This is a genomic window from uncultured Corynebacterium sp., from assembly GCF_947253065.1.
In the GTDB taxonomy this organism is placed as follows: Bacteria; Actinomycetota; Actinomycetes; order Mycobacteriales; family Mycobacteriaceae; genus Corynebacterium.
Window position 1 is genome coordinate 1 of the sequence record NZ_CAMXWS010000026.1, and the last position, 26771, is coordinate 26771.

At 59.3% G+C, this 26771-nt stretch carries 25 protein-coding genes; 21 read left to right on the plus strand and 4 right to left on the minus strand.

What is annotated here, in order from left to right; all coding sequences use genetic code 11:
* Window positions 1–77 precede the first annotated feature (77 nt).
* Together Q0X21_RS07160 and Q0X21_RS07165 are read right to left on the minus strand one after the other, a co-directional pair.
* Window positions 78–1187, minus strand: coding sequence for a glutathione S-transferase C-terminal domain-containing protein (locus tag Q0X21_RS07160; RefSeq protein ID WP_297851181.1), 1110 nt, complete (start codon window positions 1185–1187; stop codon window positions 78–80).
* A gap of 138 nt (window positions 1188–1325) precedes the next feature.
* Window positions 1326–2825, minus strand: coding sequence for an MFS transporter (locus tag Q0X21_RS07165; protein WP_297851183.1), 1500 nt, complete (start codon window positions 2823–2825; stop codon window positions 1326–1328).
* 146 nt (window positions 2826–2971) lie between these two features.
* Between Q0X21_RS07165 and Q0X21_RS07170 the strand changes: the two genes are divergently transcribed.
* The 18 genes from Q0X21_RS07170 to Q0X21_RS07255 all read left to right on the plus strand — a co-directional run bounded on the left by Q0X21_RS07170 (window position 2972) and on the right by Q0X21_RS07255 (window position 22310).
* Entirely contained in the window at window positions 2972–3625 is a 654-nt protein-coding gene (locus Q0X21_RS07170) for a copper resistance CopC family protein (protein WP_297851185.1), read from the plus strand.
* A gap of 170 nt (window positions 3626–3795) precedes the next feature.
* Entirely contained in the window at window positions 3796–5862 is a 2067-nt protein-coding gene (gene thrS / locus Q0X21_RS07175; protein ID WP_297851187.1) for a threonine--tRNA ligase, read from the plus strand.
* Window positions 5843–6463 (plus strand): HIT domain-containing protein, encoded by a 621-nt coding sequence (locus Q0X21_RS07180; RefSeq protein WP_297851188.1) that lies wholly within the window; start codon window positions 5843–5845, stop codon window positions 6461–6463. Before thrS ends, Q0X21_RS07180 begins: the two co-directional genes overlap by 20 nt.
* Complete coding sequence (gene pgsA, locus Q0X21_RS07185) at window positions 6463–7119, plus strand: phosphatidylinositol phosphate synthase (RefSeq protein ID WP_297851190.1); 657 nt, start codon at window positions 6463–6465, stop codon at window positions 7117–7119. The genes Q0X21_RS07180 and pgsA overlap by 1 nt, the downstream gene beginning before the upstream one ends.
* Window positions 7120–7127: 8 nt before the next feature.
* Window positions 7128–8030, plus strand: a complete 903-nt coding sequence (locus Q0X21_RS07190; protein WP_297851215.1) for a phosphatidylinositol mannoside acyltransferase — start codon at window positions 7128–7130, stop codon at window positions 8028–8030.
* Window positions 8031–8036: 6 nt separating this feature from the next.
* Window positions 8037–9212, plus strand: coding sequence for a glycosyltransferase family 4 protein (locus Q0X21_RS07195; protein WP_297851193.1), 1176 nt, complete (start codon window positions 8037–8039; stop codon window positions 9210–9212).
* A gap of 5 nt (window positions 9213–9217) precedes the next feature.
* Window positions 9218–9586, plus strand: a complete 369-nt coding sequence (locus Q0X21_RS07200) for a hypothetical protein (protein ID WP_297851194.1) — start codon at window positions 9218–9220, stop codon at window positions 9584–9586.
* Window positions 9587–9649: 63 nt separating this feature from the next.
* On the plus strand, window positions 9650–10498 hold the full coding sequence (locus tag Q0X21_RS07205; RefSeq protein WP_297851196.1) for an acyl-CoA thioesterase II: 849 nt from the start codon (window positions 9650–9652) through the stop codon (window positions 10496–10498).
* Between the two features lie 91 nt (window positions 10499–10589).
* The gene (locus Q0X21_RS07210) at window positions 10590–11345 is read left to right on the plus strand and encodes a YebC/PmpR family DNA-binding transcriptional regulator (RefSeq protein WP_297851198.1); all 756 of its coding nucleotides are present in this window, start codon (window positions 10590–10592) and stop codon (window positions 11343–11345) included.
* A 123-nt stretch (window positions 11346–11468) separates the two neighbouring features.
* Window positions 11469–11990 carry a crossover junction endodeoxyribonuclease RuvC gene (ruvC, locus tag Q0X21_RS07215; protein ID WP_297851216.1) on the plus strand — a complete coding sequence of 174 codons (522 nt, stop codon included), beginning with the start codon at window positions 11469–11471 and terminating at the stop codon, window positions 11988–11990.
* Window positions 11987–12601, plus strand: coding sequence for a Holliday junction branch migration protein RuvA (ruvA, locus tag Q0X21_RS07220; RefSeq protein WP_297851200.1), 615 nt, complete (start codon window positions 11987–11989; stop codon window positions 12599–12601). Before ruvC ends, ruvA begins: the two co-directional genes overlap by 4 nt.
* An 18-nt stretch (window positions 12602–12619) precedes the next feature.
* On the plus strand, window positions 12620–13696 hold the full coding sequence (ruvB, locus tag Q0X21_RS07225) for a Holliday junction branch migration DNA helicase RuvB (protein WP_297851201.1): 1077 nt from the start codon (window positions 12620–12622) through the stop codon (window positions 13694–13696).
* Between the two features lie 80 nt (window positions 13697–13776).
* Complete coding sequence (yajC, locus tag Q0X21_RS07230; protein WP_297851203.1) at window positions 13777–14133, plus strand: preprotein translocase subunit YajC; 357 nt, start codon at window positions 13777–13779, stop codon at window positions 14131–14133.
* Between the two features lie 277 nt (window positions 14134–14410).
* A complete protein-coding gene (gene secD / locus Q0X21_RS07235) occupies window positions 14411–16318 on the plus strand; it encodes a protein translocase subunit SecD (protein ID WP_297851204.1) in 1908 nt (635 codons plus the stop codon).
* Window positions 16319–16321: 3 nt separating this feature from the next.
* Window positions 16322–17542 carry a protein translocase subunit SecF gene (gene secF, locus Q0X21_RS07240; protein WP_297851205.1) on the plus strand — a complete coding sequence of 407 codons (1221 nt, stop codon included), beginning with the start codon at window positions 16322–16324 and terminating at the stop codon, window positions 17540–17542.
* A gap of 52 nt (window positions 17543–17594) precedes the next feature.
* Complete coding sequence (locus Q0X21_RS07245) at window positions 17595–19352, plus strand: ABC transporter substrate-binding protein (protein ID WP_297851207.1); 1758 nt, start codon at window positions 17595–17597, stop codon at window positions 19350–19352.
* A 69-nt stretch (window positions 19353–19421) separates the two neighbouring features.
* The gene (locus Q0X21_RS07250) at window positions 19422–19994 is read left to right on the plus strand and encodes an adenine phosphoribosyltransferase (RefSeq protein WP_297851217.1); all 573 of its coding nucleotides are present in this window, start codon (window positions 19422–19424) and stop codon (window positions 19992–19994) included.
* A gap of 42 nt (window positions 19995–20036) precedes the next feature.
* Window positions 20037–22310: a bifunctional (p)ppGpp synthetase/guanosine-3',5'-bis(diphosphate) 3'-pyrophosphohydrolase gene (locus tag Q0X21_RS07255; RefSeq protein WP_297851208.1), complete on the plus strand. Its 2274-nt coding sequence runs from the start codon at window positions 20037–20039 to the stop codon at window positions 22308–22310.
* Window positions 22311–22499: 189 nt separating this feature from the next.
* Here Q0X21_RS07255 and Q0X21_RS07260 read toward each other — a convergent pair whose 3' ends face one another.
* Both Q0X21_RS07260 and Q0X21_RS07265 read right to left on the minus strand, forming a co-directional pair.
* Window positions 22500–22859: a hypothetical protein gene (locus Q0X21_RS07260; protein ID WP_297851209.1), complete on the minus strand. Its 360-nt coding sequence runs from the start codon at window positions 22857–22859 to the stop codon at window positions 22500–22502.
* A gap of 364 nt (window positions 22860–23223) precedes the next feature.
* Window positions 23224–24108 carry a peptidylprolyl isomerase gene (locus Q0X21_RS07265; protein WP_297851210.1) on the minus strand — a complete coding sequence of 295 codons (885 nt, stop codon included), beginning with the start codon at window positions 24106–24108 and terminating at the stop codon, window positions 23224–23226.
* A 109-nt stretch (window positions 24109–24217) separates the two neighbouring features.
* Between Q0X21_RS07265 and tpx the strand changes: the two genes are divergently transcribed.
* The 3 genes from tpx to hisS are packed head-to-tail and all read left to right on the plus strand — an operon-like array spanning window position 24218 to window position 26739.
* On the plus strand, window positions 24218–24718 hold the full coding sequence (tpx, locus tag Q0X21_RS07270) for a thiol peroxidase (protein WP_297851211.1): 501 nt from the start codon (window positions 24218–24220) through the stop codon (window positions 24716–24718).
* A gap of 42 nt (window positions 24719–24760) precedes the next feature.
* On the plus strand, window positions 24761–25441 hold the full coding sequence (locus tag Q0X21_RS07275) for an MBL fold metallo-hydrolase (RefSeq protein WP_297851213.1): 681 nt from the start codon (window positions 24761–24763) through the stop codon (window positions 25439–25441).
* An 11-nt stretch (window positions 25442–25452) separates the two neighbouring features.
* Complete coding sequence (hisS, locus tag Q0X21_RS07280; protein ID WP_297851214.1) at window positions 25453–26739, plus strand: histidine--tRNA ligase; 1287 nt, start codon at window positions 25453–25455, stop codon at window positions 26737–26739.
* Window positions 26740–26771 lie beyond the last annotated feature (32 nt).

Here is a 26771-nt window from a genome sequence, read left to right on the forward strand (position 1 = left end):
CAGGTCAATCCCTAAAAATCCGCGATTCCGGACACACTTTTTGCCCCTTAACCCTCATTCCCCCGTCGGACCACGAGCTAGCTCAAGCCAAAGAGCTCTCGCTGGAATTGCGTGGGATTCTTCAGGCGCTCGGAGTGAGACGCTGCGCCTGGGAGAGTGGTCCCTTCAGCGAATGGTGCACCCGGCAGGTGGTCGCGTCCGTGGGGCTCAGCCAGTCCAGAGAGGTCTGGGCCAGCCGGTACGATCTGCGTGGGATTAACTTCACGGTGAACGATGTAGTAGTGCTGCTTGATCTCGGTGAAGTCAGTGGTGTCGCCAAAGCCAGGAGTCTGAAACAGCTCGCGAAGGTAGCCGTAGACATTCGGCATCTCGCTGATCTTGTTCCGGTTCGTTTTGAAATGGCCGTGGTAGACAGCATCAAAACGAACCAAAGTGACATAAGTGCGGATATCGGTTTCAGTAATATGCTCACCCAAAATGAACCGTCTGTGGGCTAGACGCTCTTCGAGCCAGTCGAGGAAATCAAACACATCTGCATACGCTTCCTCATAAGCGTCTTGCGATGCCGAAAATCCTGCGCGGTACACGCCATTATTGAATTTTTTAAAGATGGTGCTGTTGATGTTTTCCATCTCTTCCCACTGCTCTGCCGGCGGGAGCAGGTTGGGCGCACCCGGGCGGTGGTACTCGGTCCACTGAGTCTGGAAGTCGCGGACAAGGGTCTTGAAATCATTGGTCACGATCTTGCCGCTGGATACCTCCACCAATGAGGGCACGGTGATACCCCGTGGGTAAGCCGGGAAGCGCTTGAAGTAGGCATCTTGCAGGCGAGGGATCTTCAGTACTGGATCGACCTGACCCGGATCCAAATCAAATGTCCAGGAACGCTTGTCATGGGTGGGCCCAGCAAGGCCCAGTGAGATCACATCTTCCAGTCCCATCAGACGTCGCACGATGACTGCGCGGTGCGCCCACGGGCATGCGCGTGCCGCGATGAGACGATAGCGGTCGGGTTGTACCGGCCAGTGCAGGACTTCACCGTTGCTCTCTGCTGCGGGCTGCGGTTCGTCACCGGTCACTGATGCGACGATGCGGTCTTCAATGTAGGTGGTATCCCGCTTGAATTCGCCATCCGTTGCAGCATTTTGGGCATCCCCAGCCCAGTCCTGCTGAGTATTTGTAGCCACGTTGAACCTCCTTACCCCGTGGGAGGACACGTTGTGCTCCCCAGTGCTCAGTCCACACTAACCCGAGTGGGGATGCAGGCTACAGCCAAAGATCAACCGTCCCCGCTTGGGGCGCAGGAGCAATGTTGGTGACAGTGGCTAGTTGACCGTGGCACTCGGCGATTTAGGGTTCCCACGGAAGCACCACGCGGTGATCGCACAGAAAACCGCGGCGGCGCCTGCGAGGAAGAAAATCGTCAGCTCGTGGGCGTGCGCATATGCAGGGGAAGCAGCGGCATTGGTGGCCGGGTCCAAGATGGCGTCCATGCCCTTGTCTGTGAGCTCTGGGGGCAGGAAGGACAGCATCAGGGATGTGAGCATTGAACCCGACACAGCGACGGTGATCAGCGTGCCGAATTCGTAGGAGACTTCCTCGACACTGGCAGCCATCCCAGCACGCTCAGCCGGGGCGGCCCCAATGATGGCGGTCGACGTGACGGACATGGAGAAGTTCGCAGCGGCACCCACGACGATGATCCCGAGGAGGAAGACCGGGAAGCTGTCAGTATGCGAACCCCACCACGCGATGACAGCGCCGATGATGCAACCAAAGAAACCACCGGCAATGATCGTTTGGAAGCCAATGCGGTGCAGCAAAGCGCCACCAGCGATAGCAAATGGCAGCGCAGCGAAGCCGACCACACCGACAGCGAGTCCAGCGTGGAAGGGGGAGAAGCCGTCGACAAGCTGAAGGCGCTGCGTCGTGGTCATCTCCACGCCGATGGCGACGAACATTGCGCCCGCGGCGGCAATGGCGCCACCAGTGAAGACCCGGTTGCGGAAAATATCGAATTTCAGCAACGGATCATCCATGTTCTTCTGTCGGTGGCCGAACAGGAAGCCGCCGATGAGCATGACAATAATGGCGCCAACAAGAATGGCTGGGTTCGTATCCAGGCGGGCGGCTTCCTTGATGGTCATCGTCAGACCTGACAGGGCGAACAGGGCGTAGAGCGAAGACAGCAAATCCCAGTGCTTTTCCGGATTTGGCTTATTGCGTGGCCCAATCAAGAACGTGCACAGCAATGCGATCACGACGACTGGGACGTTGATCAAGAAGACCGAACCCCACCAGAAGAATTCCAGCAAGGCGCCACCGACAACCGGGCCAAGTGCAGCGCCCAGGACAGCGGATGCCACCCAGATGCCCATGGCCACGTTGAGTTCCTTCTCCTCCGTGAAGATCTGCTTAATCAACGCCAGGGTGGCTGGCATCATCGTCGCAGCGCCGAGGCCAAGGAACGCACGAGCAGCGATCAAAGTCCACACAGTAGGAGAGAAGGCCGCGGCGAGAGAAGCGAGACCGAAGATGATCAGGCCGATGATGAACATGCGGCGGTGACCAATGCGGTCACCCAGCGTGCCAGTGCCCATCAACAAGCCAGTGATCACCAGTGGATAGGCGTTAATGATCCACAGCGACTGTGAAGCTGTCGCACCGAGCTGCTCATCCAATTCGGGCAGCGCGGTGTAGAGAATCGAGTTGTCCAATGCCACCATGAGGAGGCCCAAGGATACGACAGCGAAAAACGGCCAACGGTTCGGGTTAGCCGCTTTATTACGGCGCTTACGGTCACGGGAAATCACCCCGGTGAACATACCGTTTAAAGTGGTGTTTTGTCACAGCAGGGCTGAGTTGAAAGCGCTACCTGCGAAAAATGTGGGAACTTTCTTACCCATCGGGGGTACTAGTACGGCAACGTTAATTTACGTACGACAATGTCGAACAGAGGAGACAGTCTTCAATGGCACGCACCAAGATAGCTGCAGCAACCCGAACACTGCTTGCAGGAAGCGCGACTGCACTGCTGGCAATCGGTAGCGCCCCTTATGCTTCCGCGCATGATTCGGTAGTGGATGCGCGCCCAGGAATTGATGCGACGGTGACGGAATTCCCGACAGAGATCGTTCTGGAATTCTCTGGCCTGCCGAAGGATGACTTCAACACGATTGCACTTTCTCGTATTGCAGACAACGAAGTCGTCTTCAGCGGCGAACCGGAGATCAATGAGCGTGAAGTGTCCATCGCTCTGCCAGAAGACATCGATGCCGAGCCAGGGGAATACCGCATCGGGTACCAGATCACTTCCTCTGATGGTCACGCCACAAAGGGGATGACCAGCTTCACCTTTGAACCGGCCGGTGCTGAAGGGGAGAGCACCGCGCCGGGCGGGGAGGTCGCGCAAGATGACCAGGAGAACGGGAAAGCAGATGCTGCGCAGACCAACGCTGAGGAAGAGCAGGAGACTGGTGCGGGATACAACTGGCTGTGGATGCTGCTGGGTGCGCTGCTGCTTGGTGGTGTCGCAATTGCGGCGTTGAGCCGCCGCCAGCGCAATGATGATGCGAACCAGCGCGTGCGCGATATGGAGTCCCTCGACGAGGATTCGAAGGACTAAGTAGGGAAGTCCGGGTAAACCGACTCCGGGGGCAGGGGTAAGATCACCCCCAGTGCCCACGCGGCAACCATCATGCGATGAGTGTCGGTGCGGGTTTGAGATATGAACACACCGCGGGCGCGGCCAGGTATGCCGTCCCGCACGAGCGCAAAAGGAGCGCTGAAGAACATATGTCCAGCGGGATTGCCCCAACTGCCCTGAACCACGAGCCCTTCGAGGTCCCCGCCGGCACACCGGTCGGTGCAGCGATGCGTGAGCTGGAGCTGCCCAATAAGGGCGAAGACGCCATCGTCGTTGTGCAGGATGCTGAAGGAAACCTCAAGGATCTCTCCCACGTCCCGGAGCAGACCGAAAAGTTCATTCCGGTTGCGGCCAATACTGAACTGGGACGCAGCGTGATCCGCCACTCGTGTGCGCACGTCCTCGCACAGGCCGTGCAGGAGGAATTCCCGGACGCCAAGTTGGGCATCGGCCCGGCGATCAATGACGGCTTCTACTACGACTTCGATGTCGCTGAGCCGTTCACCCCCGAGGATCTGAAGACGCTTGAGCGTCGTATGAAGAAGATCATCAAGCAGGGCCAGAAATTCGTTCGTGGAGTCTACGATTCTGCGGAGGAAGCTGCTGAGGATCTGAAGAATGAGCCGTACAAGCTGGAACTCATTCAGGACAAGGGCTCTGTCGACCCGAATTCGGATGAGGCGACGGAGGTTGGTGCGGGCGATCTGACCCACTACGACAATGTCAACCCGCGCACGAACGAAGTCGTGTGGCATGACCTGTGCCGTGGCCCGCACGTGCCCACCACCAAGTACATTCCGGCGTTCTCCCTGACGCGTTCCTCAGCTGCGTACTGGCGTGGTGATCAGTCCAATGCCGGTCTGCAGCGCATCTACGGCACCGCTTGGGAGTCGAAGGAGAAGCTGGAGGAATACCAGCACATGATCGAGGAAGCTGAGAAGCGTGATCACCGCCGCCTTGGTTCCGAGATGGATCTGTTCTCCTTCCCGGACGAGGTTGGTTCTGGCCTACCGGTCTTCCACCCGGACGGCGGCATTGTGCGTATGGAGATGGAGAACCACTCCCGCAAGCGTCACATCGAGGCTGGCTACTCGTTCGTGAATACCCCGCACGTGACCAAGGGCGATCTGTTCCAGCAGTCCGGCCACCTTGATTGGTATGCAGACGGCATGTTCCCGCCGATGCAGCTGGATGGCGAAACGAATGATGCCGGCGAGGTAACCAAGCAGGCGCAGGACTACTACGTCAAGCCGATGAACTGCCCGATGCACAACCTGATCTTCGATTCGCGCGGTCGTTCCTACCGTGAGCTCCCGCTGCGTCTCTTCGAGTTCGGCACCGTGTACCGCTACGAGAAGTCGGGTGTGGTTCATGGTCTGACTCGTGCGCGTGGCTTCACGCAGGATGATGCGCACATTTACTGCACCGAGGAACAGCTCGAGCAGGAGCTCACCGATGTGCTTGAGTTCATCATTTCCCTGTTGAAGGACTACGGCCTCGACGATTTCTACCTGGAGTTGTCCACCAAGGACCCGGAGAAGTACATCGGTGATGATGAGATCTGGGAGCGCTCCACGAATATTCTCCAGTCTGTCGCTGAGAAGTCTGGCCTGGAGCTCGTTCCGGACCCGGCAGGCGCTGCTTTCTACGGCCCGAAGATTTCTGTTCAGGCACGCGATGCGATCGGTCGTACCTGGCAGATGTCCACTGTCCAGCTGGACTTCAACCTGCCGGAGCGTTTCGACCTGGAGTACACCGCATCGGACGGTACGAAGAAGCGTCCTGTGATGATTCACCGCGCTCTGTTCGGTTCCATTGAGCGTTTCTTTGGCGTGCTGCTTGAGCACTACGCCGGTGCTTTCCCGGCATGGCTGGCTCCGCGCCAGGTGATGGGTATTCCTGTGGCAGATGATTTCGCACCGCACTTGGATGCACTGACGGAGAAGCTGCGTGCTCGCGGTATCCGTGCAGAGGTCGACCACTCGGACGACCGCATGCAGAAGAAGATCCGTACGCACACGCAGGGCAAGGTTCCGTTCATGCTGCTGGCTGGCGCACGCGATGTTGAGGCAAATGCGGTGAGCTTCCGCTTCCTCGATGGCAGCCAGGTCAATGGCGTGCCTGTTGATGAGGCAGTGGAACTCATCGGCGCGTGGGTGAGCGATCAGATCAATGAGCAACCGAATGAGGTGTCTTTTGAGGCACGCCGCAGATAACAACGCCGAAAGCACAGTGGACTCGTCTGTTTCAGAGGAGTCTGCTGCGCCGCAGGAATACGTCGACTCGGGCGTGGGCAACCATGACCGTCTCGTGCGGTTGTGGGCGCCCTTCCGCTCGTCGTATATCTCCAAGATTCCTGGGGATAAGGGCCGCAAGGCGGATCCTTTTCTCGCTGCCCCTGAACAGTCCGACGAAGACGCGTTAATCATTGCGCGTGGCAAAACGGTTTATGCGCTGCTGAACTTGTACCCCTACAACGCCGGCCACTTGATGGTCGTGCCGTATCGCAAGGTCGCTGAGCTGGAAAACCTCACTGATGAGGAAACTGCAGAGCTGATGGTCTTTGCCAAACATGCTGTGCGCACGCTCAAGCACGTGTCCAAACCGGAGGCGATCAACGTTGGGCTAAACCTGGGCAAAGCATCGGGTGGATCGGTCGGTGACCATTTGCATCTGCACGTTGTTCCCAGGTGGGCCGGGGATTCGAATTTCATGACGGTCATCGACGGCACAAAGGTCCTGCCTCAGCTGTTGCGCGAGACGCGTGCGCTCCTTGCCCAAGGGTGGGAGGAGATTTCCGAAGGGGAAGACACCTAGTGCTCAGTCTTCATGGAAGGAAACCAGCGGCGACGGTGGCAGAGCCCGTCGCAAAGCTGTTTTTGCGTCTCGGTTTCACGGCTAATTCCGTTACGGTCTTGGGCACGCTGGCCACGATCGCGGCTGCGGTGACGCTGATTCCGCAAGGACACCTCGTGTTGGCTGCCGTGCTGACGATTTTCTTCGCCGCATTCGACATGATTGACGGCACGATGGCGCGTTTGCGTGGTGGCGGCACGGCATTTGGCGCCACGCTTGATGCGTCGTGTGACAGGCTTTCCGACGGCGCATTGTTCGGCGCCATTATCTTCTGGCTCATCTACGTCGATCAGGCAGACAAAGCGACTGTGGCCGTGGCCTTGGTGGTCCTCGCCCTGTCACAGACGATCAGTTATATCAAGGCGCGCGCTGAGGCTGGCGGCTTGAAGGTCAACGGTGGGCTGATTGAGCGTCCTGAGCGCCTCATCTTGGCACTCGGCGGACTCTTCCTGGAAGGTCTCGGCGTGCACGGTTCGATCGAGGTCGCGCTGTGGATCCTCGCGGCGGGCTCGGTATGCACGGTTGTGCAGCGCCTGATCAAGGCTTCGCAGGACCCAAATGCTGGTCAGCGGATCGCTCCGCCGGCCGGATTGCCTGAAGCGGAAGGTACACATTAGTCGTGGCGATCCCTGCGAGCTCGTGTTCAGAGCGCGTTTCTGCCGCCGGATATCTCGCCGGGTGGAAGATCGTGCGACACATGCCTCCGCGCGTTGCAGCAACGCTCTTCAATTTTGGTGCTGATCGCGCCTCGGATCAAGGCCGTGGCGCTGACATGTTGCGACGAAACCTCACGCGTGTCGTCGGTGCTGAAAATGTCACGAGGGCACTCGTGCGTGATGCGATGCGCTCATACGCGCGGTATTGGAACGAGGCGTTCCGTCTTCCTGCTCTCGCTGGGGATCCCCACTTGCTTGAACGCCTCGATGCAGGAGTGCAGGGCCGTGAGCACATTGAGACAACATTATCGCGCGGTAAGGGGCTGATTCTTACCCTTCCGCATTCAGGCAATTGGGATATGGCCGGCATGTGGCTGGTCTCGCGTTATGGCGGATTCGCGACAGTTGCGGAGCGTTTACGGCCCGAGGCGCTTTTCGACGCATTCGTTGACTACCGTCAGTCCCTTGGTTTTGAAGTCCTGGCCGCGAGTGGATCAGCTCAGCCACCATTTGAACGGCTCAAGCAAGTTCTTGCCAGTGGTGGGATCGTGTGCCTGATGGGGGAGCGTGACATGACGCCGCGCGGGGTGCCAGTGAACTTCTTTGGTGAGGAAACAACGCTGCCGGCAGGTCCAGCCAAGCTGGCGTTGGAGACTGGGGCGGGCTTGCACGTCGCACACTCGTGGTTTACCGGGACAGCAGCTGAACCGGGGTGGGGCCATTGTGTATCCGCGCCACTTAAGGTGACGGATGTTCCGGAAACGACCCAACGGGTCGCCGCAGGATTTGCTGCAAATATCACTGCACACCCAGCGGACTGGCATGCTTTGCAGCCGATCTGGCCGGTAGACCGGACACCGAGGAAGCAGTGATCAGTCATGCGGATCGGCATGGTGTGCCCGTATTCATTCGACTATCCAGGTGGAGTTCAAGCGCATATCCTTGACTTGGCGTGGATTCTGGCTGGCCGTGGGTATGAAGTGCAGGTTCTCGGCCCGGGCAGACCCTCGCTTAAAGCGCAGTCGGGGTACGAGATCCCCGACTATGTCACCCTTGGTGGGCGAGCAGTGCCGCTGTCCTATAACGGTTCGGTCGCCCGAATCTCATTCGGCCCGAAGACTTTCCTGACTACTCACCGGTTCCTGCGCGATGGCGAATTTGATGTCGTGCACATCCACGAACCAAATGCGCCGAGTTATTCACTGGCAGCACTCCTTCTCGCCAGTGAGCCGGTGGTGGCTACCTATCATGCCTCAGCGGCGTCCTCTCGAGCGTTGCAAGCAGCTCGACCTCTACTGCGACCGGCGCTAGAGAAGATCCAAGCCGGGATTTCTGTCAGTGAAATGTCGCGCCGCTGGCAGGTCGAACAGCTCGGCGGTGATCCGCTGTTGATTCCCAATGGGGTGGAGACCAACAGATTCCTTCATGCCCGCGCGCGTGAGGACGCGTCGCGTGAAGAAGGGAGAGATGGTGGGGCAGACGCGGCGTCGATAAGCGATGCTCCCGCGCATATTGTGTTTTTGGGCCGTTATGACGAACCGCGTAAAGGGCTGTCGATTCTGCTGGACGCTCTACAGATCATGGATGACTCCCCGCGAGTGACGGTGATCGGCGGTGGGGCCCGTCCGCATGGGAATGTGCCGCAAAATGTGGAATTCGTTGGGCGGGTGAGTGAGGAAGATAAGGCGCGGTTGTTGGCAGCTGCTGATATTTATGTCGCGCCGAATACCGGCGGTGAATCCTTTGGCATCGTGCTGGTTGAGGCTATGGCTGCTGGTTGCGCGGTGGTGGCAAGTGACCTGGAAGCATTCGTGGATGTCTGTGGTGGGGAAACTGAGACGCCGGCGGGTGAGTTATTTCCTGTGGGCGATGCGAATGCGCTCGCGGTGACGCTGCAGAGGCTGATTCGTGACCCGGGTGCACGCAGCAAACTCGTGGAAGCCGGTACGAAACGCGCACGGCGTTATGACTGGGCGGTGGTGGCTGATGAGGTTGAGGCTGTCTACGCTGCTGTAGCTGGACAAACGATTGGGAGATCAACGGGAAGCGGGTGATGGGCATGGCAAATGTTCTTCTTTACCTGACTCTTGCTGTTGTTTTCACCATCGTGGTCTGGGCGGTGCTGACAGCTCGACGGCTTGATCGTCTACACATCCGGCTTGATCGTGCGCGAGACTCTCTCGACGCGGCGATTGCACACCGTGATGTGCTGGCGCGAGTCGTGGACACGACTACTGATGATGCCGCTGCACGCGAAGCGCTTGGTGCTGCACAGCGTCAGGCAGATTTGGCGCTACGGCTCTACAACGATGCTGTTTCGGCGACTCGCGCAGTGCGCTTGAAACCCGGAGTGCGTGCCTTGGGTTTGGCTGGAACTGCGCCGATGCCGCAATTTAGAAGTGTCGATTCCGGGACGCGCGGTATTTAAACCTGGTTTTTCTGGTGTCGAAACTATGAAAGCTAACGCGCTAGAAGGTGTAAGTTATGTCACATGCAGTTCGACATTCCCAGTATCGATGAGATCCTGAACCTGGAGCAGCTGGACGACAATATCTTCCGTGGCACGGGCGTGTACTCCGGTCTGCAGCGGACGTACGGCGGGCAAGTTGCAGCGCAAGCACTGTCTGCTGCGACGAAGACGGTGAGTGATGGCAAGCTTGTCCACTCACTCCATAGCTATTTCATCCGCCCCGGCCAAGCGGATAAGGACATGGTCTTCGTGGTGCGCCGAGTACGTGACGGTCGCAGCTTTGCCACCCGTATCGTCGATGCCGTTCAGGGCGGGGAGACAGTTTTCTCGCTGCAGGTCAGCTTCCACATCACGGACGATGAAGGCATTGAACACTCCGACAAGATGCGCGCCGTGCCGGATCCGGAAGATGTGATCCCGCTGGAGGAAGCCGGTGGGCCACTGAAATTCTTCTCCATGTGGTCCAAGGACTGGGATGTGCGCATCGTTCCGGACGAGGATTTCGAGCACAACCCGTACACCCCGAGCCAGCAGGTGGTGTGGTTCAAATCTAAGCGACAGCTGCCGGATGACCAGACCTTCCACATTTGTACGCTGGCCTACATGTCGGACCTGACGTTGCTGCACTCGGCGCTCGTGCCACACCGCGACCACGAGGTGCAGATGGCATCACTGGATCACGCGATGTGGTTCCTGCGCCCATTCCGAGCCGACGAATGGATGCTCTACGACCAGGTCTCACCCTCCGCTCACGGTGCTCGTGCTCTGACGCAGGGGCGCATTTTCGACCGCCAGGGCAACCTCGTCGCCATGACAGTTCAGGAGGGCCTGACACGAACTTTGCGCGAGGGTGGAGTCTCCTATTCGTAGACGCGCCGACTTCCCGCCCCAAAAAACGTCGAGGTAATGCGCGCGTATACTGAACAGCCGACACTTTTAGCCAGAGGAAAGGGGAAGGCGCATGGCAGGCCACTCAAAATGGGCTACTACCAAGCACAAGAAAGCCGCTAACGACGCGAAGCGCTCCAAGCTGTGGGCGAAGCTGATCAAGGACATCGAGGTTGCGGCACGTACTGGTGGCGGTGACCCAGCTGGTAACCCGACCCTCGACGACATGATCCGCAAGGCACAGAAGGCTTCTGTGCCGAAGGACAATATTGAGCGTGCCCGCAAGCGTGGCTCTGGTGAAGAAGCTGGCGGTTCTGACTGGGAAGACATCACCTACGAGGGCTACGGCCCGAATGGTGTTGCCATGCTCATCCAATGCCTGACCGACAACCGTAACCGTGCGGCTACTGAGGTCCGCACTGCGATGACCAAGAATGGCGGCAACCTGGGTGAGTCCGGTTCCGTTGCTTATATGTTCAGCCGTAAGGGCGTGAACACCGTGGTCAAGGGTGACCTGACTGAGGATGATCTGCTTCTTGCCGTGCTCGAAGCCGGTGCCGAGGAAGTCAACGATCTGGGCGAGCACTTCGAGATCGTCTCGGAGGCCACCGACCTGTACGCTGTGCGCGATGCGCTGCGTGAGGCAGATATCGAGGTCGAAGACACCGAGCAGGATTTCCGCGCATCGGTCGAGGTCGATTTGGATCTTGATGCTGCGAAGAAGCTTGAAAAGCTTATCGACGCACTCGAGGACGCCGACGACGTTCAGAATGTGTACACCAATTCGACGATGTCGGATGAGGTGGCTGAGGCTCTGGCTAACGAATAAGAACGCTGTGGCGTTTTAGCTCACGGACCTGGCTTTTTGCCGGGTCCGTTCGCGTTGCAGCCTAGTTGTGTTCAGCCCGTGTGGTAGAACAAATGTGTGACTACGACGGAGGGCTTGCGCGTAATGGGGATCGACCCGGGACTGACCCGGTGCGGTCTGTCTGTGCTGCAAACAGGAAAAGGCCGCCAGGTCATTCCGGTCGCCGTCGGTGTCGTGCGCACCCCATCGGACGCGGAGTTGGCTGAGCGCCTGCTGCGGTTGTCCAATGCGGTCAACGAATGGTTGGACGATTACAAGCCGGATGTCGTGGCGATGGAGCGCATCTTCGAACGCAGCAATGTCTCTACCGTCATGCACACCGCCCATGCCGTCGGAGTGATGGTGTTGGCCGCCGCGCAGCGCGATATCCCGGTGTATATGTACACCCCGTCCGAGGTCAAGAAGGCTATTTCGGGCAATGGTCGTGCGGATAAGAAACAGATGACCGCGATGATCACGCGCATTCTGGGCTTAAGCGCACCACCAAAGCCAGCGGACGCGGCGGATGCACTGGCGATCGCTGTGTGTCACTGTTGGCGTGCGCCACTTCTGGCACGGACTCAAGCGGCTGCGGCATTAACTGGAAAAAGGAGCTTTAGACAGTGATTGATTCGCTCAACGGGGAAGTCATCTCCATCGGGTTGGACCACGGTGTCATCGAATGCGGCGGTGTGGGCTACCGCTTTTTGGCCACGCCACCCACGCTGGGGCGTCTTGTCCGTGGGGAGAATGCCCGTGTGCTGACCACGCTGGTGGTCAAAGAAGACGCGATGACGCTGTATGGCTTCAGTGACGACGATGCGCGTGACATGTTCCACCGGCTGACCACGGTGACAGGACTTGGCCCGAAACTGGCGTTGGCATCTTTGTCCGTATTTGAGCCAGCGGAACTAGCTGGCCACATCACTGCGGGTGACTCGAAGACGATTCAGTCGATCCCAGGTGTGGGCAAAAAGATGGCAGATCGCCTCATCTTGGAACTCAAGGACAAGCTCGCCGGGCTCTACGGCGAGCAGCCAGGCGCGGCAGTCGCCGCAGTCCCCAATCAATCCAAGGGCGCGTCTTTGGCTACGGAGCAGGTCGTGGAAGCTCTCGTCGGCCTCGGCTTCCCAGAGAAAAGCGCGCGCACCGCGGTTGATGCTGTGGTCGAGGAGAGCCCGGACGCTGAATCGTCTGTGTTGTTGCGCAGCGCACTGAATCGCTTGGGTAAAAAGTAGTCGAGGAGGTCGCGCCGAATGTCTGATGTGGAAAAGACGGAATTCGAACTGCCGCCAGATCTTGCCCGGCAGGTCGATTCCCCAGTGGATGCCAATGAGCACACTGAGGAACGCGATTTTGAAAAATCGCTGCGCCCGAAATCGATCGATGAATTCATCGGACAACCCAAGGTGCGCGAGCAGCTCGGACTCGTGCTCACCGGCGCGAAGAAACGCAATGTGACACCGGACCATATTTTGCTGTCCGGGCCGCCGGGACTGGGCAAGACCACGATGGCGATGATCGTGGCGCAGGAGCTCGGGACGTCGTTACGCATGACGTCCGGTCCAGCGCTGGAGCGTGCTGGTGATCTGGCGGCCATGCTGTCGAATTTGATGGAGGGCGATGTGCTCTTCATTGATGAGATTCACCGCATCGCGCGTCCGGCGGAAGAAATGCTCTACATGGCGATGGAGGATTTCCGCATCGATGTCATCGTGGGCAAAGGCCCGGGCGCCACGTCGATTCCGCTGGAGATCCCGCCGTTCACCCTGGTCGGTGCGACCACGCGTGCAGGCATGCTCACCGGCCCTTTGCGGGACCGCTTCGGTTTCACTGCGCAGATGGAGTTCTACGACGTCGCGGATCTGACCGATGTGATCATCCGTGCCGCATCGATCCTGGGTGTGGAAATTGATCAAGATGCTGCTGTGGAGATCGGTTCCCGTTCCCGCGGCACTCCGCGTATCGCGAACCGTCTGCTGCGTCGTGTGCGTGACTGGGCGGAAGTTAACGGCGATGGTCGCGTGACTGTGGAAGCCGCACAGCAGGCGCTCGATGTCTTTGATGTCGATGAGTTGGGCCTCGACCGGCTTGACCGTGCTGTTCTGGATACATTGATCCGCAGTCACGGTGGTGGCCCAGTTGGTGTTTCAACGTTGGCCATCGCGGTGGGCGAGGAGCCCTCGACGGTGGAGGAAGTTTGCGAACCGTACCTCGTTCGTGCCGGCCTGATGGCCCGCACCGGTCGTGGTCGTGTTGCTACCGCCGCAGCGTGGCACCACCTGGGCATGACTCCGCCGCCGGAAGCGCCGGGGCAGCTTCACCTTTATTAGTCGCCTGTCTTTCGTGACGGGGAGGATCTGTACAGAGCGGATCTGTGGGGACATCCCCAGGTATGCCACAATGGTTGACCATGGAATACCTTCTTATACTCCTTGTCTTCGCCATGTTCGCGCTGCCCAGCATCCTGCTGTCGCGTTCAAACCGGAAGCGAGTGGAAAAAGCTCGTGCGCTCCAGGCTTCCGCGAAGCCGGGCGATCAGATCATTTCCGTGTCTGGTTTTCACGGTGTGATCGTCGCAGCGGGGGAGAGCACCGTCGATGTTGAGATCGCTCCTGGCACCGTGGTGAAGATGGAGCGCGAAGGCGTGTACAAGGTGCTGGGTGATGAGCAGAACGCTGCGACTGCTGAGAACGCCGCACGCGTCGAAGACGTTGAGGCGGATGACATCAGTGAGCTCGGCGACGATCAGGCGAGAGAAGAACGATAGACACGTCACTTTCAAAGTGACGTAGCTTTCGCCATAGCCCGGCATGTGACCAGAAAAGTCACGCCGGGCTTAATCATTTCCGCGTCCATGACGTACGATCACTGTTTGGACCTTTTCTAGCTTTAGGATTGGCGCAGCACCTCTGTGTCTGGGCTGGGCGGGAAAAGACAACGGCAAGACCACCTTGATCGGGGCAGACCTAGTCCGCTTTTCTGAGCGGTCCTACGGCCGGTTGCCGCCTTAGGGTGGATAGAGCAGCAATGAGGAGAACACGTACGTGACTTCGAAAACGTCAGGTAGGCGACCGGCCCGTGAGGGAGGGGCGAAGCGAGCGTGGCCGAAGCGCGCGATCGCGCTGTTCGGTCTCATTTTGATCGCGACATATGCTCTGGTCTTCCTCACCGGGGACCGTGAAGCATCCCCGAAACTGGGCATTGACCTTCGCGGTGGTACCCGCGTCACGCTCGTGCCGCAGGGTGAAGAGCCGACCTCTGATCAGCTGAATCAGGCGCGCACCATTCTGGAGAACCGCGTCAACGGCATGGGTGTTTCTGACGCTTCTGTCGTGGTGGATGGCAACACCCTTGTCATCACCGTTTCGGGTGAGGATTCGGCGGAGGTCCGCAATATTGGTCAGACATCGCAGCTGATGTTCCGTCCGGTCGCACAGCCTTCGCAGCAGGTCGACCAGGCGAACTTCCCGAACGTGCTGCAGGATATGGCCAACCGCTGGGTTGAGTACCGCGTGATCACGCCTGAGGATGCAAAGACGGCGATGACCAACTTCGCGGATGCTTATAACCAGCAAGCAGAGGCGATGAAGAAGGCGCAGGAAGAGCAGGGCGAAGATGCCCAGCCGATCGCGAATGTTGAGCCGATCGAGGCACCTGAAATCACTGCTGAGCCGAAGCCGGAGCCGGAGAACAGCCTTGAGTCTGCTGACTTCCGACAGGAGACTACGGCAATGCTCCGCGAGGACCGCCAGGCTGAGGACGAGACCAAGCTGCAGGCTGCTTCCTGGCTGATGAAGTGCCAGCCGGCAACCGAGGACAGCCCGGCACCTGTTGATCCGTTGGCAGGCACCGACGACCCGAAGCGTCCGCTGGTGGCATGTGATTCGAATTCCGGCCAGGCACTGCTTTTGGATCCGGTTCCGCTGCTGCAGGGCGTTGAGGATCCGGACGGCCCGCGCCTGACGGGTAGCCAGATTGATACGAACCGCCCGATCACCGGTGGATTCAACACTCAGACTGGCCAGATGGAGATCAACTTCGCGTTCAAGCAGGACGGCGAGTTCAATGGTTCCTCTACCTGGGCGGCACTGACTGCGGAGATGCTCCAGCAGCAGATCGCGATCACACTGGATTCCCAGGTGATCTCCGCCCCGCAGATTCAGTCGCCGACTCCGGTGGGATCCGCTACTTCCATTACCGGCCAGTTCACTCAGGAAGAAGCTGAGGGGCTGGCAAATAACCTGCGCTACGGTGCGCTCCCGCTGTCTTTTGCTGGTGAGAATGGTGAGCCGGGCGGTACTGCACTGACCGTCCCGCCGTCACTGGGTACCGCATCGCTGAAGGCAGGCTTTATCGCGGGTCTGGTTGGCCTGGCCATGGTGGCGATCTTCGTGTTCGTCTACTACCGCCTCTATGGCCTGATCTCCCTGTTCACTCTGCTGTCCGCTGGTCTGCTGGTGTACGGCTCGCTCGTGCTGCTGGGTCGCTGGATCGGCTACACGCTCGACCTGTCGGGTGTTGCTGGTCTGATCATCGGTATTGGTACGACGGCAGACTCCTTCGTGGTTCTCTACGAACGCATCAAGGACGAGGTGCGCCGGGGCAGAACCTTCCGCTCGGCAACGCTTAATGGTTGGGAGCGCGCGAAGGACACGATCATCACAGGCAACATGGTCACCCTCATCGGTGCAGTGATCATTTACTTCCTCGCTGTCGGCGAGGTTAAGGGCTTCGCCTTCACCATGGGCTTGACCACCATCTTCGACCTGCTGGTCACCTTCCTTGTCACCGCACCGCTGATGATCTTGGCGTCGCGCAGCAAGTTCTGGGCGAAGCCATCCGTCAACGGCATGGCCAAGGCTTTCGATGCTGGCCGCAACAAGAAAGTTTCCGCAAGCACCTCCAAGCGCGTAGCCGAGCCGGTTGCGGCTTCCAGCGAAGAGGAGAAATAGAACATGAGCACCTCAACGAACGCTGCAACTTTGTCGACTGCTGAAGAAACAGAACTGAATGAAACCAAGGCGACGGGCACCGAGCGCCTGTACGAGGGCAAGGGCGCCATCGACTTCGTTGGTCGCTCGAAGCTGTGGTACGCCATCGCGATCGGCTTGGTGGTTATCTCCGCCGTGGCGATGCTGCTGCGCGGCTTCAACCTCGGTATCGACTTCGAGGGCGGCACGAAGATGTCCATGCCTGCCGGCGAGCTCGTGGCAGAGCAAGTGGAGGACACCTTTGTCGATGCCACCGGTGTCACACCGGAGCTGACGCAGATCGTCGGTGCCGGCGATTCGCGCACACTCGAGATCAACTCCGAGCGTTTGACGCAGGAGCAGATCGATGCCGCACGCGAGGCGATCTACACCGAGTACCAGCCGCTGGATTCCACCGGCCAGCCTTCGCCGGATGCGATTGGTGACTCCACGGTTTCTGAGTCCTGGGGTTCGACGATCACCAACCGCATGCTGTTGTCGATGGTGATCTTCCTGGTCGCTGCAGCCGTATACGTGGCGGTCCGCCTTCAGCGCAACATGGCGATCGCAGCCATGGTGGCATTGCTTTTCGACGGCGTGGTCATCCTCGGCATCTACTCCCTGTTCGGTCTCGAGGTCACCCCAGCGATGATCATCGGTCTTCTGACCGTTCTGACGTTCTCGCTGTATGACACGGTGATCGTCTTTGACAAGGTCAAGGAAAATACCGAAGGCGTGCTTGATTCCCGCCGTTCTACTTACGCGGAGGAGACGAACCTCGCGGTGAATGAGACCTTGATGCGTTCTATCTCCACCTCGGTTATCTCGGCCCTGCCGATCATCGCGTTGATGATTGTGGCTGTGTGGCTCCTCGGTGTTGGTACCTTGCAGGACCTCGCCCTGATCCAGTTGATCGGTGTTGTCGAGGGCGTTATTTCCTCGCTGTTCCTCGCATCCTCGCTGCTGGTCACGCTGGTAAATTCGCAGCGCAAATACAAGGAGCACAACAAGAAGGTCGCGGAATTCCGCGCTGGCAAGGGCGAAGCAGCGCTTATCGACGCCGACGTGGACTCCACCGACGCTGACTCCACCGCTGTTCCCGCTGGCAAGCGGACCGTGACCGTTCCGCACGCCGAGACGGAAACGACCCATGCGACGGAGCCGGGCCGCCAATCGACGGCGACGTGGCGTCCGAACCAGGGGTAGAAAAGACTAAAAGTAGTCAACACAGTTGAGGAAATAGGGAAGAAGAATCACCGTGAGTCGCAAGCATCTGGTGCGCGTGGCCGCAGCCATCACCGCAGTGGCCACGCTCATGGCGGGCTGCTCTAGTGCGGATAAGGACCCGAAGGATCCGACTGCCCTGGACTATTTCGGCTACCAGCTTCCGGTTCCGTTGGTGACCACGAATGCGGCCACCAACCTCGGTGACTCGCTGAAGATGCAGCGCCTGTCCGGCCGGATCTTCCCAGGCGCGTTCATTCCGGGTCCTTCGGGACAGCGCATCCCTAATACTGATCTGGTGTCCACTCAGGTTCTGCCCGGCCCGCAGCGCCAGGTGATTTACACCTTGTCGGATCAGGCTGAATTCTCTGATGGCGTCCCGGTGACGTGCGACGATTATGCTTTCGCATTCGCTGCGGGCTCTAACCCGGATGTTTTTTCCTCGCACATGCCGCAGATGCAGCAGGTTGAGCGGGTTGATTGCACTCCGGGATCCAAGCAGTTCACTGTTGTCTTCCAGCAGGGCAAGGGTGGACGTTGGCGGGAGCTCTTCGGTGCCGGCACTGTGCTTCCTGCTCACGCGATTGCCAAAAAGCTCGGAATGGAAACAGCGGATCTGACCGCTGGTTTGCAACAGGGCGACCAAGAGCTGCTTGGCCGTGCAGCGCATGTGTGGCGGTTCGGTTATGCCCTGGACAAATTCGATCCTGAACTCCAGGTCTCTTACGGCCCATTCAAGATCGAGTCGGTCGGTGATGAAGGCGAGGTCGTCTTGGTCCCGAACGACAAGTATTACGGCGATGCCCCAGAGGTGTCCAAGATTGTCGTGTGGCCGTCCACCAAGGATTCCGCTGAGCTCCAGGAAGCTGGCGCTTTGATGGTCGGTGACCTAAATGACTACAACCCGGAGTGGTACCAGGCGCCGCCTGAGCCAGACGACGGTGCGAATGCCGATGATGTGCGTACGGGTAAGGACGGCAAGCAGGCCGACGAATCTGAGGCCAGCGAGGCAGGGGAGACCCCAGCATCCGACTCCGTGGACCCCCAGTCCCCAGAAGCCCACCAGGAACTTCAGACCGTTATTGGTGAAATGACGGACACGCTCGTCTTCGCCGATGCTGGTCCGTGGGCGCTGAAGGAAAACCGTCAGGCCTTGGCGAAGTGTCTGGACCTGCGGGCGGTAGCGGCGGCGTCGTCAAGCGTTGCTGGCATTGAGATTCCGCCGTCTCCTGTGCACGTGCTCACGCACAATGACCCGATGTCGCGTCGTCTAGGTGATATCGCATACCCGCATCTGAATGTCGACATTGAGGGCGCACGCGTCGCGCAGGGCCTGGAGCTGCAGGTTGCGTACCCGGTGCCCAGCACGCGTTTCCACGCCATGGTTGAGGCCATGAAGAAGTCGTGCGAGCCGGCTGGCATCACCATTACGGATGTCACCGGTAACGGCAAGACTCGTGCGGACCTGCTCTCCGAAGAACCCGTGTGGAATGAGATGGGTGAGCTTGACCGTGGCGGCAAGATCGATGCGTACATCGGTGCGGTTGATCCGATGATGGAATATGAATCCGCCACCTCTCGCTCGGAGGAACTGCGCAGCCTGCGTGCCGAGGAACGTCGCCTGTGGGACGAGGTTCCGTCGATCCCGCTCGCCCCGCAGCCACGCACGTTCATTGTGGATAACAGCATTAAAAATGTGGTGGTCTACACTGGCCCTGTCGGAATCGGCTGGAACATGGACCGCTGGCACGTTCCCGGTCTGGAACCCACAACGGAGAAGAAAGACAACTAGTAGACCGTGACTACTCCCGATCAACCGGATGGTTCGACTTTGCCTGCACATTCGCCGAAAGAATCTGCTTTGAACGAACATGGGCCTGCCCCGAAGTACCTCAACGCGCGTGAAGCCCTCGCGGCGCGCATGCGTTATGTTCAGGACTTCCCGGAGAAGGGTGTCTTGTTCGAGGACCTCACGCCTGTGCTAGCTGATGGTGACGCACTGAAGGTGCTCATCGCCGAAATGGCCGAAGCATGCGGGAACCTGGGCTCGGACATGATTGGTGGCCTGGATGCCCGTGGATTCCTGCTCGGCTCGGCCGTGGCTTTCGATCTTGGGCAGGGCATTTTGGCGATCCGCAAGAAGGGCAAGCTGCCCCCACCGGTGATCAGCCAGGAGTACTCGCTTGAATACGGCGAGGCCGCATTGGAAATCCCCGCTGAGGGCATGAACCTTGAAGGCAAACGCGTCGTGCTTGTCGACGATGTTTTGGCCACCGGCGGAACCCTCATGGCCGCACGCGAATTGATCGAACAGGCCGGTGGTGTTGTATCAGGTTGCGTAGTGGTTCTTGAGGTTGATGGCCTGGGTGGCCGCGAGCGTCTGGACGGCATTCCGCTGGTGGTTATCAACGGCGGCGAACGCGAATCGGCCTAGCCTTCTGCTCACAACCACTACCCAGTGGCATAAGGTGGGTCCATGACGTCTCAAGACAAACCGCAGCGGCGAACGGGCTCGTCGATGCGCAGTGTGTCTGCTCGGTTGGCCCGTTCCCTTACTGGTGGGCGCCCGAAGACGAATCCGGTGATCGAGCCACTGTTCTCGATTCACCGCAAATATCACCCAAAGGCCAGCGCGGAGGATATCTCCCGCGCCTATGACACTGCTGAGCGCCTGCATGAGGGCGTGATGCGTAAATCGGGCGATCCCTACATCACGCACCCGCTCGCGGTGGCCACGATCTGTGCTGAGATCGGCATGGACACCACCACGATCATCGCCGCACTTTTGCACGACACGGTCGAGGACACCGACTATTCGCTGGAGGACCTCACCAATGACTTCGGCCCGGAGGTAGCACGGCTTGTCGACGGCGTGACAAAGCTGGACAAAGTCGCCCTCGGTGCCGCAGCTGAAGCCGAGACCATCCGCAAGATGATCGTGGCAATGTCGCAGGACCCACGGGTGTTGGTGATCAAGGTCGGCGACCGCCTGCACAATATGCGCACCATGCGCTTCTTGCCGCCGGAGAAGCAGCAGAAGAAAGCCCGTGAGACCCTGGAAGTCATCGCGCCCCTGGCCCACCGCCTGGGTATGGCCACGGTCAAGTGGGAACTTGAAGACCTCGCTTTCGCGATCCTGTATCCAAAGAAGTACGAGGAGATCGTCCGTCTCGTCGCTGAGCGTGCACCGTCACGTGACCGTGCACTGCGGGAGATCACGAATGAGATTCAGGCTGAGCTGAAATCCAACGGCGTGAAGGCAGAGGTGATGGGCCGACCGAAGCATTACTGGTCGATCTATCAAAAGATGGTTGTCCGCGGCCGCGACTTCAACGAGATCTTCGATCTGGTGGGTATTCGCGTACTCGTGGATAATGTCAGCGACTGCTACGCCGCGATCGGTGTTGTCCATGCCCTGTACTCGGCAATGCCGGGTCGTTTCAAGGACTACATCTCCAACCCCCGCTTCGGTGTGTATCAATCCCTGCACACCACGGTGATGACCGGTTCCGGCCGCCCGCTGGAAATCCAGGTGCGCACCCACGAGATGCACTACAACGCCGAATTCGGTGTCGCTGCGCACTGGCGCTACAAGGAGACCAAGGGCTCTCACCGGGGCGACCAGGCTGAGCTGGACCAGATGACGTGGATGCGACAGCTTTTGGACTGGCAAAAGGAAGCTGCTGACCCCAATGAGTTCCTTGACTCACTGCGTTATGACCTGACCTCGGCGCAGATCTTCTGTTTCACACCGAAGGGCGACGTGATCAATCTCCCGGCTGGGTCGACGCCGGTGGACTTTGCGTATTCCGTTCACACCGAGGTCGGCCACCGCTGTATTGGTGCAAAAGTCAATGGAAAGCTCGTCGCACTCGAGTCCACTCTGAAATCCGGTGACCGCGTGGAGGTGTTCACCTCCAAGGACACGAATGCCGGTCCATCTCGTGACTGGCAAGAATTCGTTGTATCCCCCCGCGCACGCAGCAAGATCCGTCAATGGTTCGCCAAGGAGCGCCGCGAGGAACACCTCGAAGCAGGTCGCGATGCCCTCGCCGCGGAGGTGCAACGCGGTGGTCTGCCCATGCACCGCCTTTTCACCGCGGATTCCATGCACAAGGTGGCAAAACAGCTCCACCATGACGGTGTGGATGCGCTCTACACCGCGATCGGTTCTGGCCAGGTGTCTGCAAAGCACGTCGCCAGCCTGCTCATGGAGATGTACGGCGATGAGGACGATGCCGTCGATGCATTGGCATCGCGCACACCTATCGCTGAGCTGAAAGCACCAACGCGTACCGACGGCCCCGGCATCCTCGTCGAAGGTTCCCCCGACGTCATGGCCAAATTGGCCCGCTGCTGCCAGCCAGTTCCTGGCGACGAGATCTTCGGCTTTGTCACCCGTGGCGGGGGAGTCTCCGTCCACCGTGTTGACTGCACCAATGCTGAAAAGCTCAAGCAGGAATCCGCCCGCCTGATCAATGTCGAGTGGGACTCCGGTTCCCGCCACGGTGCATCCCTGGCCACCATGCAGCTTGAAGCGTTGGATAAGCAAGGCTTGCTCGCTGAGCTCACACGCGTCCTCAACGACCAGAAGTTGCCCGTCATTGCCTTCAATCACCACTGCGCGGATGATCACGTTGCCACCGTGCGCTTCACCTTCCAGGTCTCTGACACCAAGCAGTTGGGCACTCTGATGAACCAGATCCGCAATATCGAGGGCGTTTTTGACGTCTACCGCGTCACCGCTTAAACGCTGTCAGCGGCTCGCGTGGATCTGGATTACACATCCGCCTAGATCCAGGCCTATTTCCCCAGGTCGGCATCAATGCGATGTAATCCAGATCCACTCTTTCCTCAAGACCCCACTTTTTGGGCAAAACAAAAACCGCCGCGAATCAGTCGCGGCGGTTGAAAGCGAGCTTAAAAGCTCAAGCCAGAATTAGAACTTCACGTCGAAGTTCTTCTGAACGAAGGTGAGCAAGGTGCCGATAGCACCGAGAGCAGCGGTGAAGACAGCGATCCAAGAGGTGATCTTGGACGGGGAGATGTACCAGGTGCCGTCCTTGCGCTGCTCGTAGAACATGTCCTTAGCGGTCTGGGACGGACCCTCACCGTTGCTGGAGCTTCCCCCGTCCTTGCCCGGCTCGTCCTTGCCCGGCTCGTCCTTGCCCGGGTTCTGGTCTGCGACTGGAGCCGGCTTGGTGCCGTCCTCAGCTGCGAAAGCCGGAGCTGCGACGACGCCGGAGAAGGAAACGGTAGCAGCGGTTGCTGCGGCAAGGAGGCCCTTACGGATCTTCATGAATAAACCTTTCAGAATGAAGCTCGTGATTGACGTGGAACACATTACAGCCGGCCCAAGGGGACTGCAAGGTTATTAAGAAGTTTGCGGCAAGTATTTCTCGTGGTTACTCAGGTATTTTTCAGAAAGTGTGATGGTTGTGATTGGTCCGATTTCTGCACCTTAGAGCAAAAGTGAGCGTCGAGGAACGAAACTATTTCCGAATCCACACAGTTGAAGTGGGAAATATCGGGTGGGGGACGGGTGGGCGTCGAGAAGCGTGCGTGGGGTGAGTGACCTTGTGGCGACCTTAGAAAGATATGAAAAAACTCCGCCCGGTGTGTGGAAGATCACACAAGGGCGGAGTGAGGTTTAGGGGAGTGAATTAGGCGATGGAGGCCTTGTTGATCTTCACTTCCTCCTTCGGAGCGCCGTCGCCCGGGTTGGACATCATGGCCTCTTCCTCGTTCTCCGGCTCAGCGACCCCAGCCTCAGCGATCTTGTCCAGGGTGGCCAGGCCTTCCTCGTTGATCTCACCGAAGTAGGTGTACGCCGGTGCCAGCGGGGAATCGTCGTAGTTCAGGAAGAACTGGGAACCATTCGTATTCGGGCCTGAATTAGCCATCGCAATGGTGCCGCGCTCATAGATGACGTTCTGGTTCTGGCTCTCTGCCTCGTCATCGGCCGGGTACTCGTCGGAGAAGGTGAAGCCCGGGCCGCCGCTGCCGGTGCCGCTCGGGTCACCGCACTGGAGGACGTGGATGCCCTCGGTGGTCAGACGGTGGCAGACCGTGTCGTCGTAGTAGCCCTCTTCGACCAGGTACTCAATCGCATTTACCGTGCACGGGGACACAGAACGATCCAAGGTCATGCCGATCGGTCCGGCGGAGGTGTCCAGCGTGATGTCCACTGTGCCCTCGGTGGAAACATTCTCAGTTTCCGGCAGGCCCTTGTAGAACTCGCCATTGCCGTCCTCGTCATAGGAACAGGTGACGGTCTTCTCCAGCGGGGTAGCGCGCTTCTTGCTCAGCGCGACCGGCTCCATCTCCTCCGGCTGTTCAGTCTGCTCATTGTTTTCGTCTTCGGCGACGACCTCTTCATCCGAACCCCACGTTGCGGCCAAGTAGATACCGCCACCGACAAGCGCGATGACTAGCAGGGCCATTGCTGCGATGGTCCACGGCTTGTTCTTTTCCTTGCGGTCACGGGACTTGAGCTCACGGTCAAGATCCTTCAGGGCATCCTTGCCGCGCTGCGCGTTATTGCTCACGGACTTCGGCCTCCATCAGTAGGTGTCAGTGGTCAGATGGGTAATTAGAGTATCAGTACCTGGCTTGGGGCTGGTGCGTGCGTTCAAGTGTTTATTTAAGCTGGGCGCCATGGCTAATATCTCTTTCCGCAATGAACCGACGACCACCTCTGGCGAACTGCCCGCAGTGGGCAGTGCACTTCCGTCCTTCGAGCTGGTCGGCGGTGACATGAACACCGTCACTGATGCTGATTTTGCTGGTAAGCGCATCGTGCTCAATATCTTCCCGTCCGTGGACACCGGCGTATGTGCCCAGTCCGTTCGCCGTTTCAACGAGTTGGCCGCAGGCGCCGAGAACACAGTCGTGTTGTGCGTGTCCAAGGACCTGCCGTTTGCTCAGCAGCGTTTCTGTGGCGCCGAGGGCATTGACAATGTCGTCACCGCCTCCGCATTCCGCTCCACCTTCGGCGAGGACTTCGGCGTGATCATGGAAGGCTCCCCAATCAAGGGCCTGCTCGCACGTTCCGTTGTCGTCACCGATGCGGACCACAACATCGTCTACACCCAGCTTGCCGACGACATCGCTAACGAACCCGACTACGAAGCCGCCAAGGCAGCGCTGGAGAAGTAAAACGCGCTTTTGGTCTGCTGCATGCCGTCTACACTGGCAGCTATGCAGATCGCAGGATTCACCGCAGGACCGTTTGGCACCAATACCTACGTCGTGATTAATTCCGGCGAGAATGCTTCCGGCAATGGCGCTTCTGACGCTACGCCGGAAGCATTCGTTATTGACCCGGGCAAAGATTCCTATGCCCAGGTGCTGAAGATCGTGGAAGAGGCCGGTGCCGAGCTCGTTGCCGTCGTGCTCACCCACGGGCACATCGACCACACCCGCGACTGCGCTGAATTTGGGCTTCCCGTCTACATTCACCCAGACGATGAAGTCATGCTTGTCCCGAAATGGGGAGCCCCCGGCAACTTCGGCCAGATCTTCGAAGTTGACTCTATGAAGCAGCCAGAAGACCTGCGCCACCTTTCGGCAGGGGAGACCATGACTTTCGCTGGCATGGACTTCCGTATCGTGCACGCCCCGGGGCACTCGCCAGGATGTGCATTGCTCATCGCTCTGGATGAGGACGTTGTTTTCGCTGGAGACGTGCTTTTCGCCGGTTCCATTGGCCGTACCGATCTGCCGTTGTCCGATCCCGCCGCGATGGATCGATCGCTCGCCGGTCCAGTCTGGGACCTGGATGACGCGCTGACTGTCCTGCCCGGCCACGGGCCTGCCACAACGGTCGCGCATGAACGCGCCACAAACCCATATCTCAAGGCAGCGGGCCAGGCGCGCTAAGATCGACCGACGTGACCACCGAGAAGAGCGAAAAGTTTCAGCCCCTGTCCGCGCCGAAAGGTGTGCCGGATTATGTGCCACCAGCATCCGCGACGTTCCATGCGGTGCGTTCGGAGTTTGTGAAGCAGGCGCACCTCGCCGGCTACCAGCACATTGAGCTGCCGATCTTCGAGGACACCACCCTCTTTGCCCGTGGCGTGGGTGAGTCGACTGATGTGGTGTCGAAGGAGATGTACACCTTCGCCGACCGTGGCGACCGCTCTGTGACTCTGCGCCCGGAGGGCACCGCAGGCGTCATGCGCGCGGTCATCGAGCACAATCTCGACCGTGGCCAGCTGCCGGTCAAACTCAACTACTACGGGCCGTTCTTCCGTTACGAGCGCCCGCAGGCCGGCCGTTACCGCCAGTTGCAACAGGTCGGCGTCGAGGCGATCGGTGTTGATGATCCGCTTCTCGACGTCGAAGTCATCGCCCTCGCTGATCGCTGCTACCGCTCCATCGGCTTGTCTGGTTTCCGCCTTGAGCTGACCAGCCTGGGCGACCGGAACTGCCGTCCGGCCTACCGCCAGAAGCTGCAGGACTTCCTGCTCGACCTCCCACTGGATGAGGAGACCCGTCACCGCGCACAGATCAACCCGTTGCGCGTGCTGGACGACAAGCGCCCGGAGGTCCAGGAGATGACCGCCGACGCGCCGCTCATGCTCGACCACCTCGACGCGGACTGTCGCGAGCACTTCGAAACCGTCACGGGTTCCCTCGATGACTTGGGCATCGAGTACGTGATCAATCCGCGCATGGTCCGTGGCTTGGATTACTACACCAAGACCTGTTTCGAGTTCGTCCACGACGGTCTCGGCGCACAGTCCGGCATCGGCGGTGGCGGGCGTTACGACGGGCTCATGGCCCAGATCGGTGGACAGGATCTCTCCGGTATCGGTTTCGGCCTCGGTGTTGATCGTTCGATCCTCGCGCTCGAAGCCGAAGGCGTCACCATCGACGGTGTTGACCAGCGCGTCCAGGTCTACGGCGTCGCCATCGGTGCTGAAGCCACCAAGAAGATGGCGCAGCTTATCGACGAACTCCGCGCCAACGGCATCTCCGCCGACATGGCCTACGGCGGTCGCGGGCTTAAGGGCGCAATGAAGGGTGCGGACCGCTCTGGTGCCCACACCGCGCTTGTCCTCGGTGACCGCGAGCTCGAAACTGGTGAAGTCACCGTGAAGAACCTCGAGGACCACTCCCAAAAGTCCGTGGCACTCGATGCCGGCGCGATCATCGACGCGATCTTCCTGCCCTAAGTCGCTTCCTTTGGGGGCGCTTTCCCTCGTGC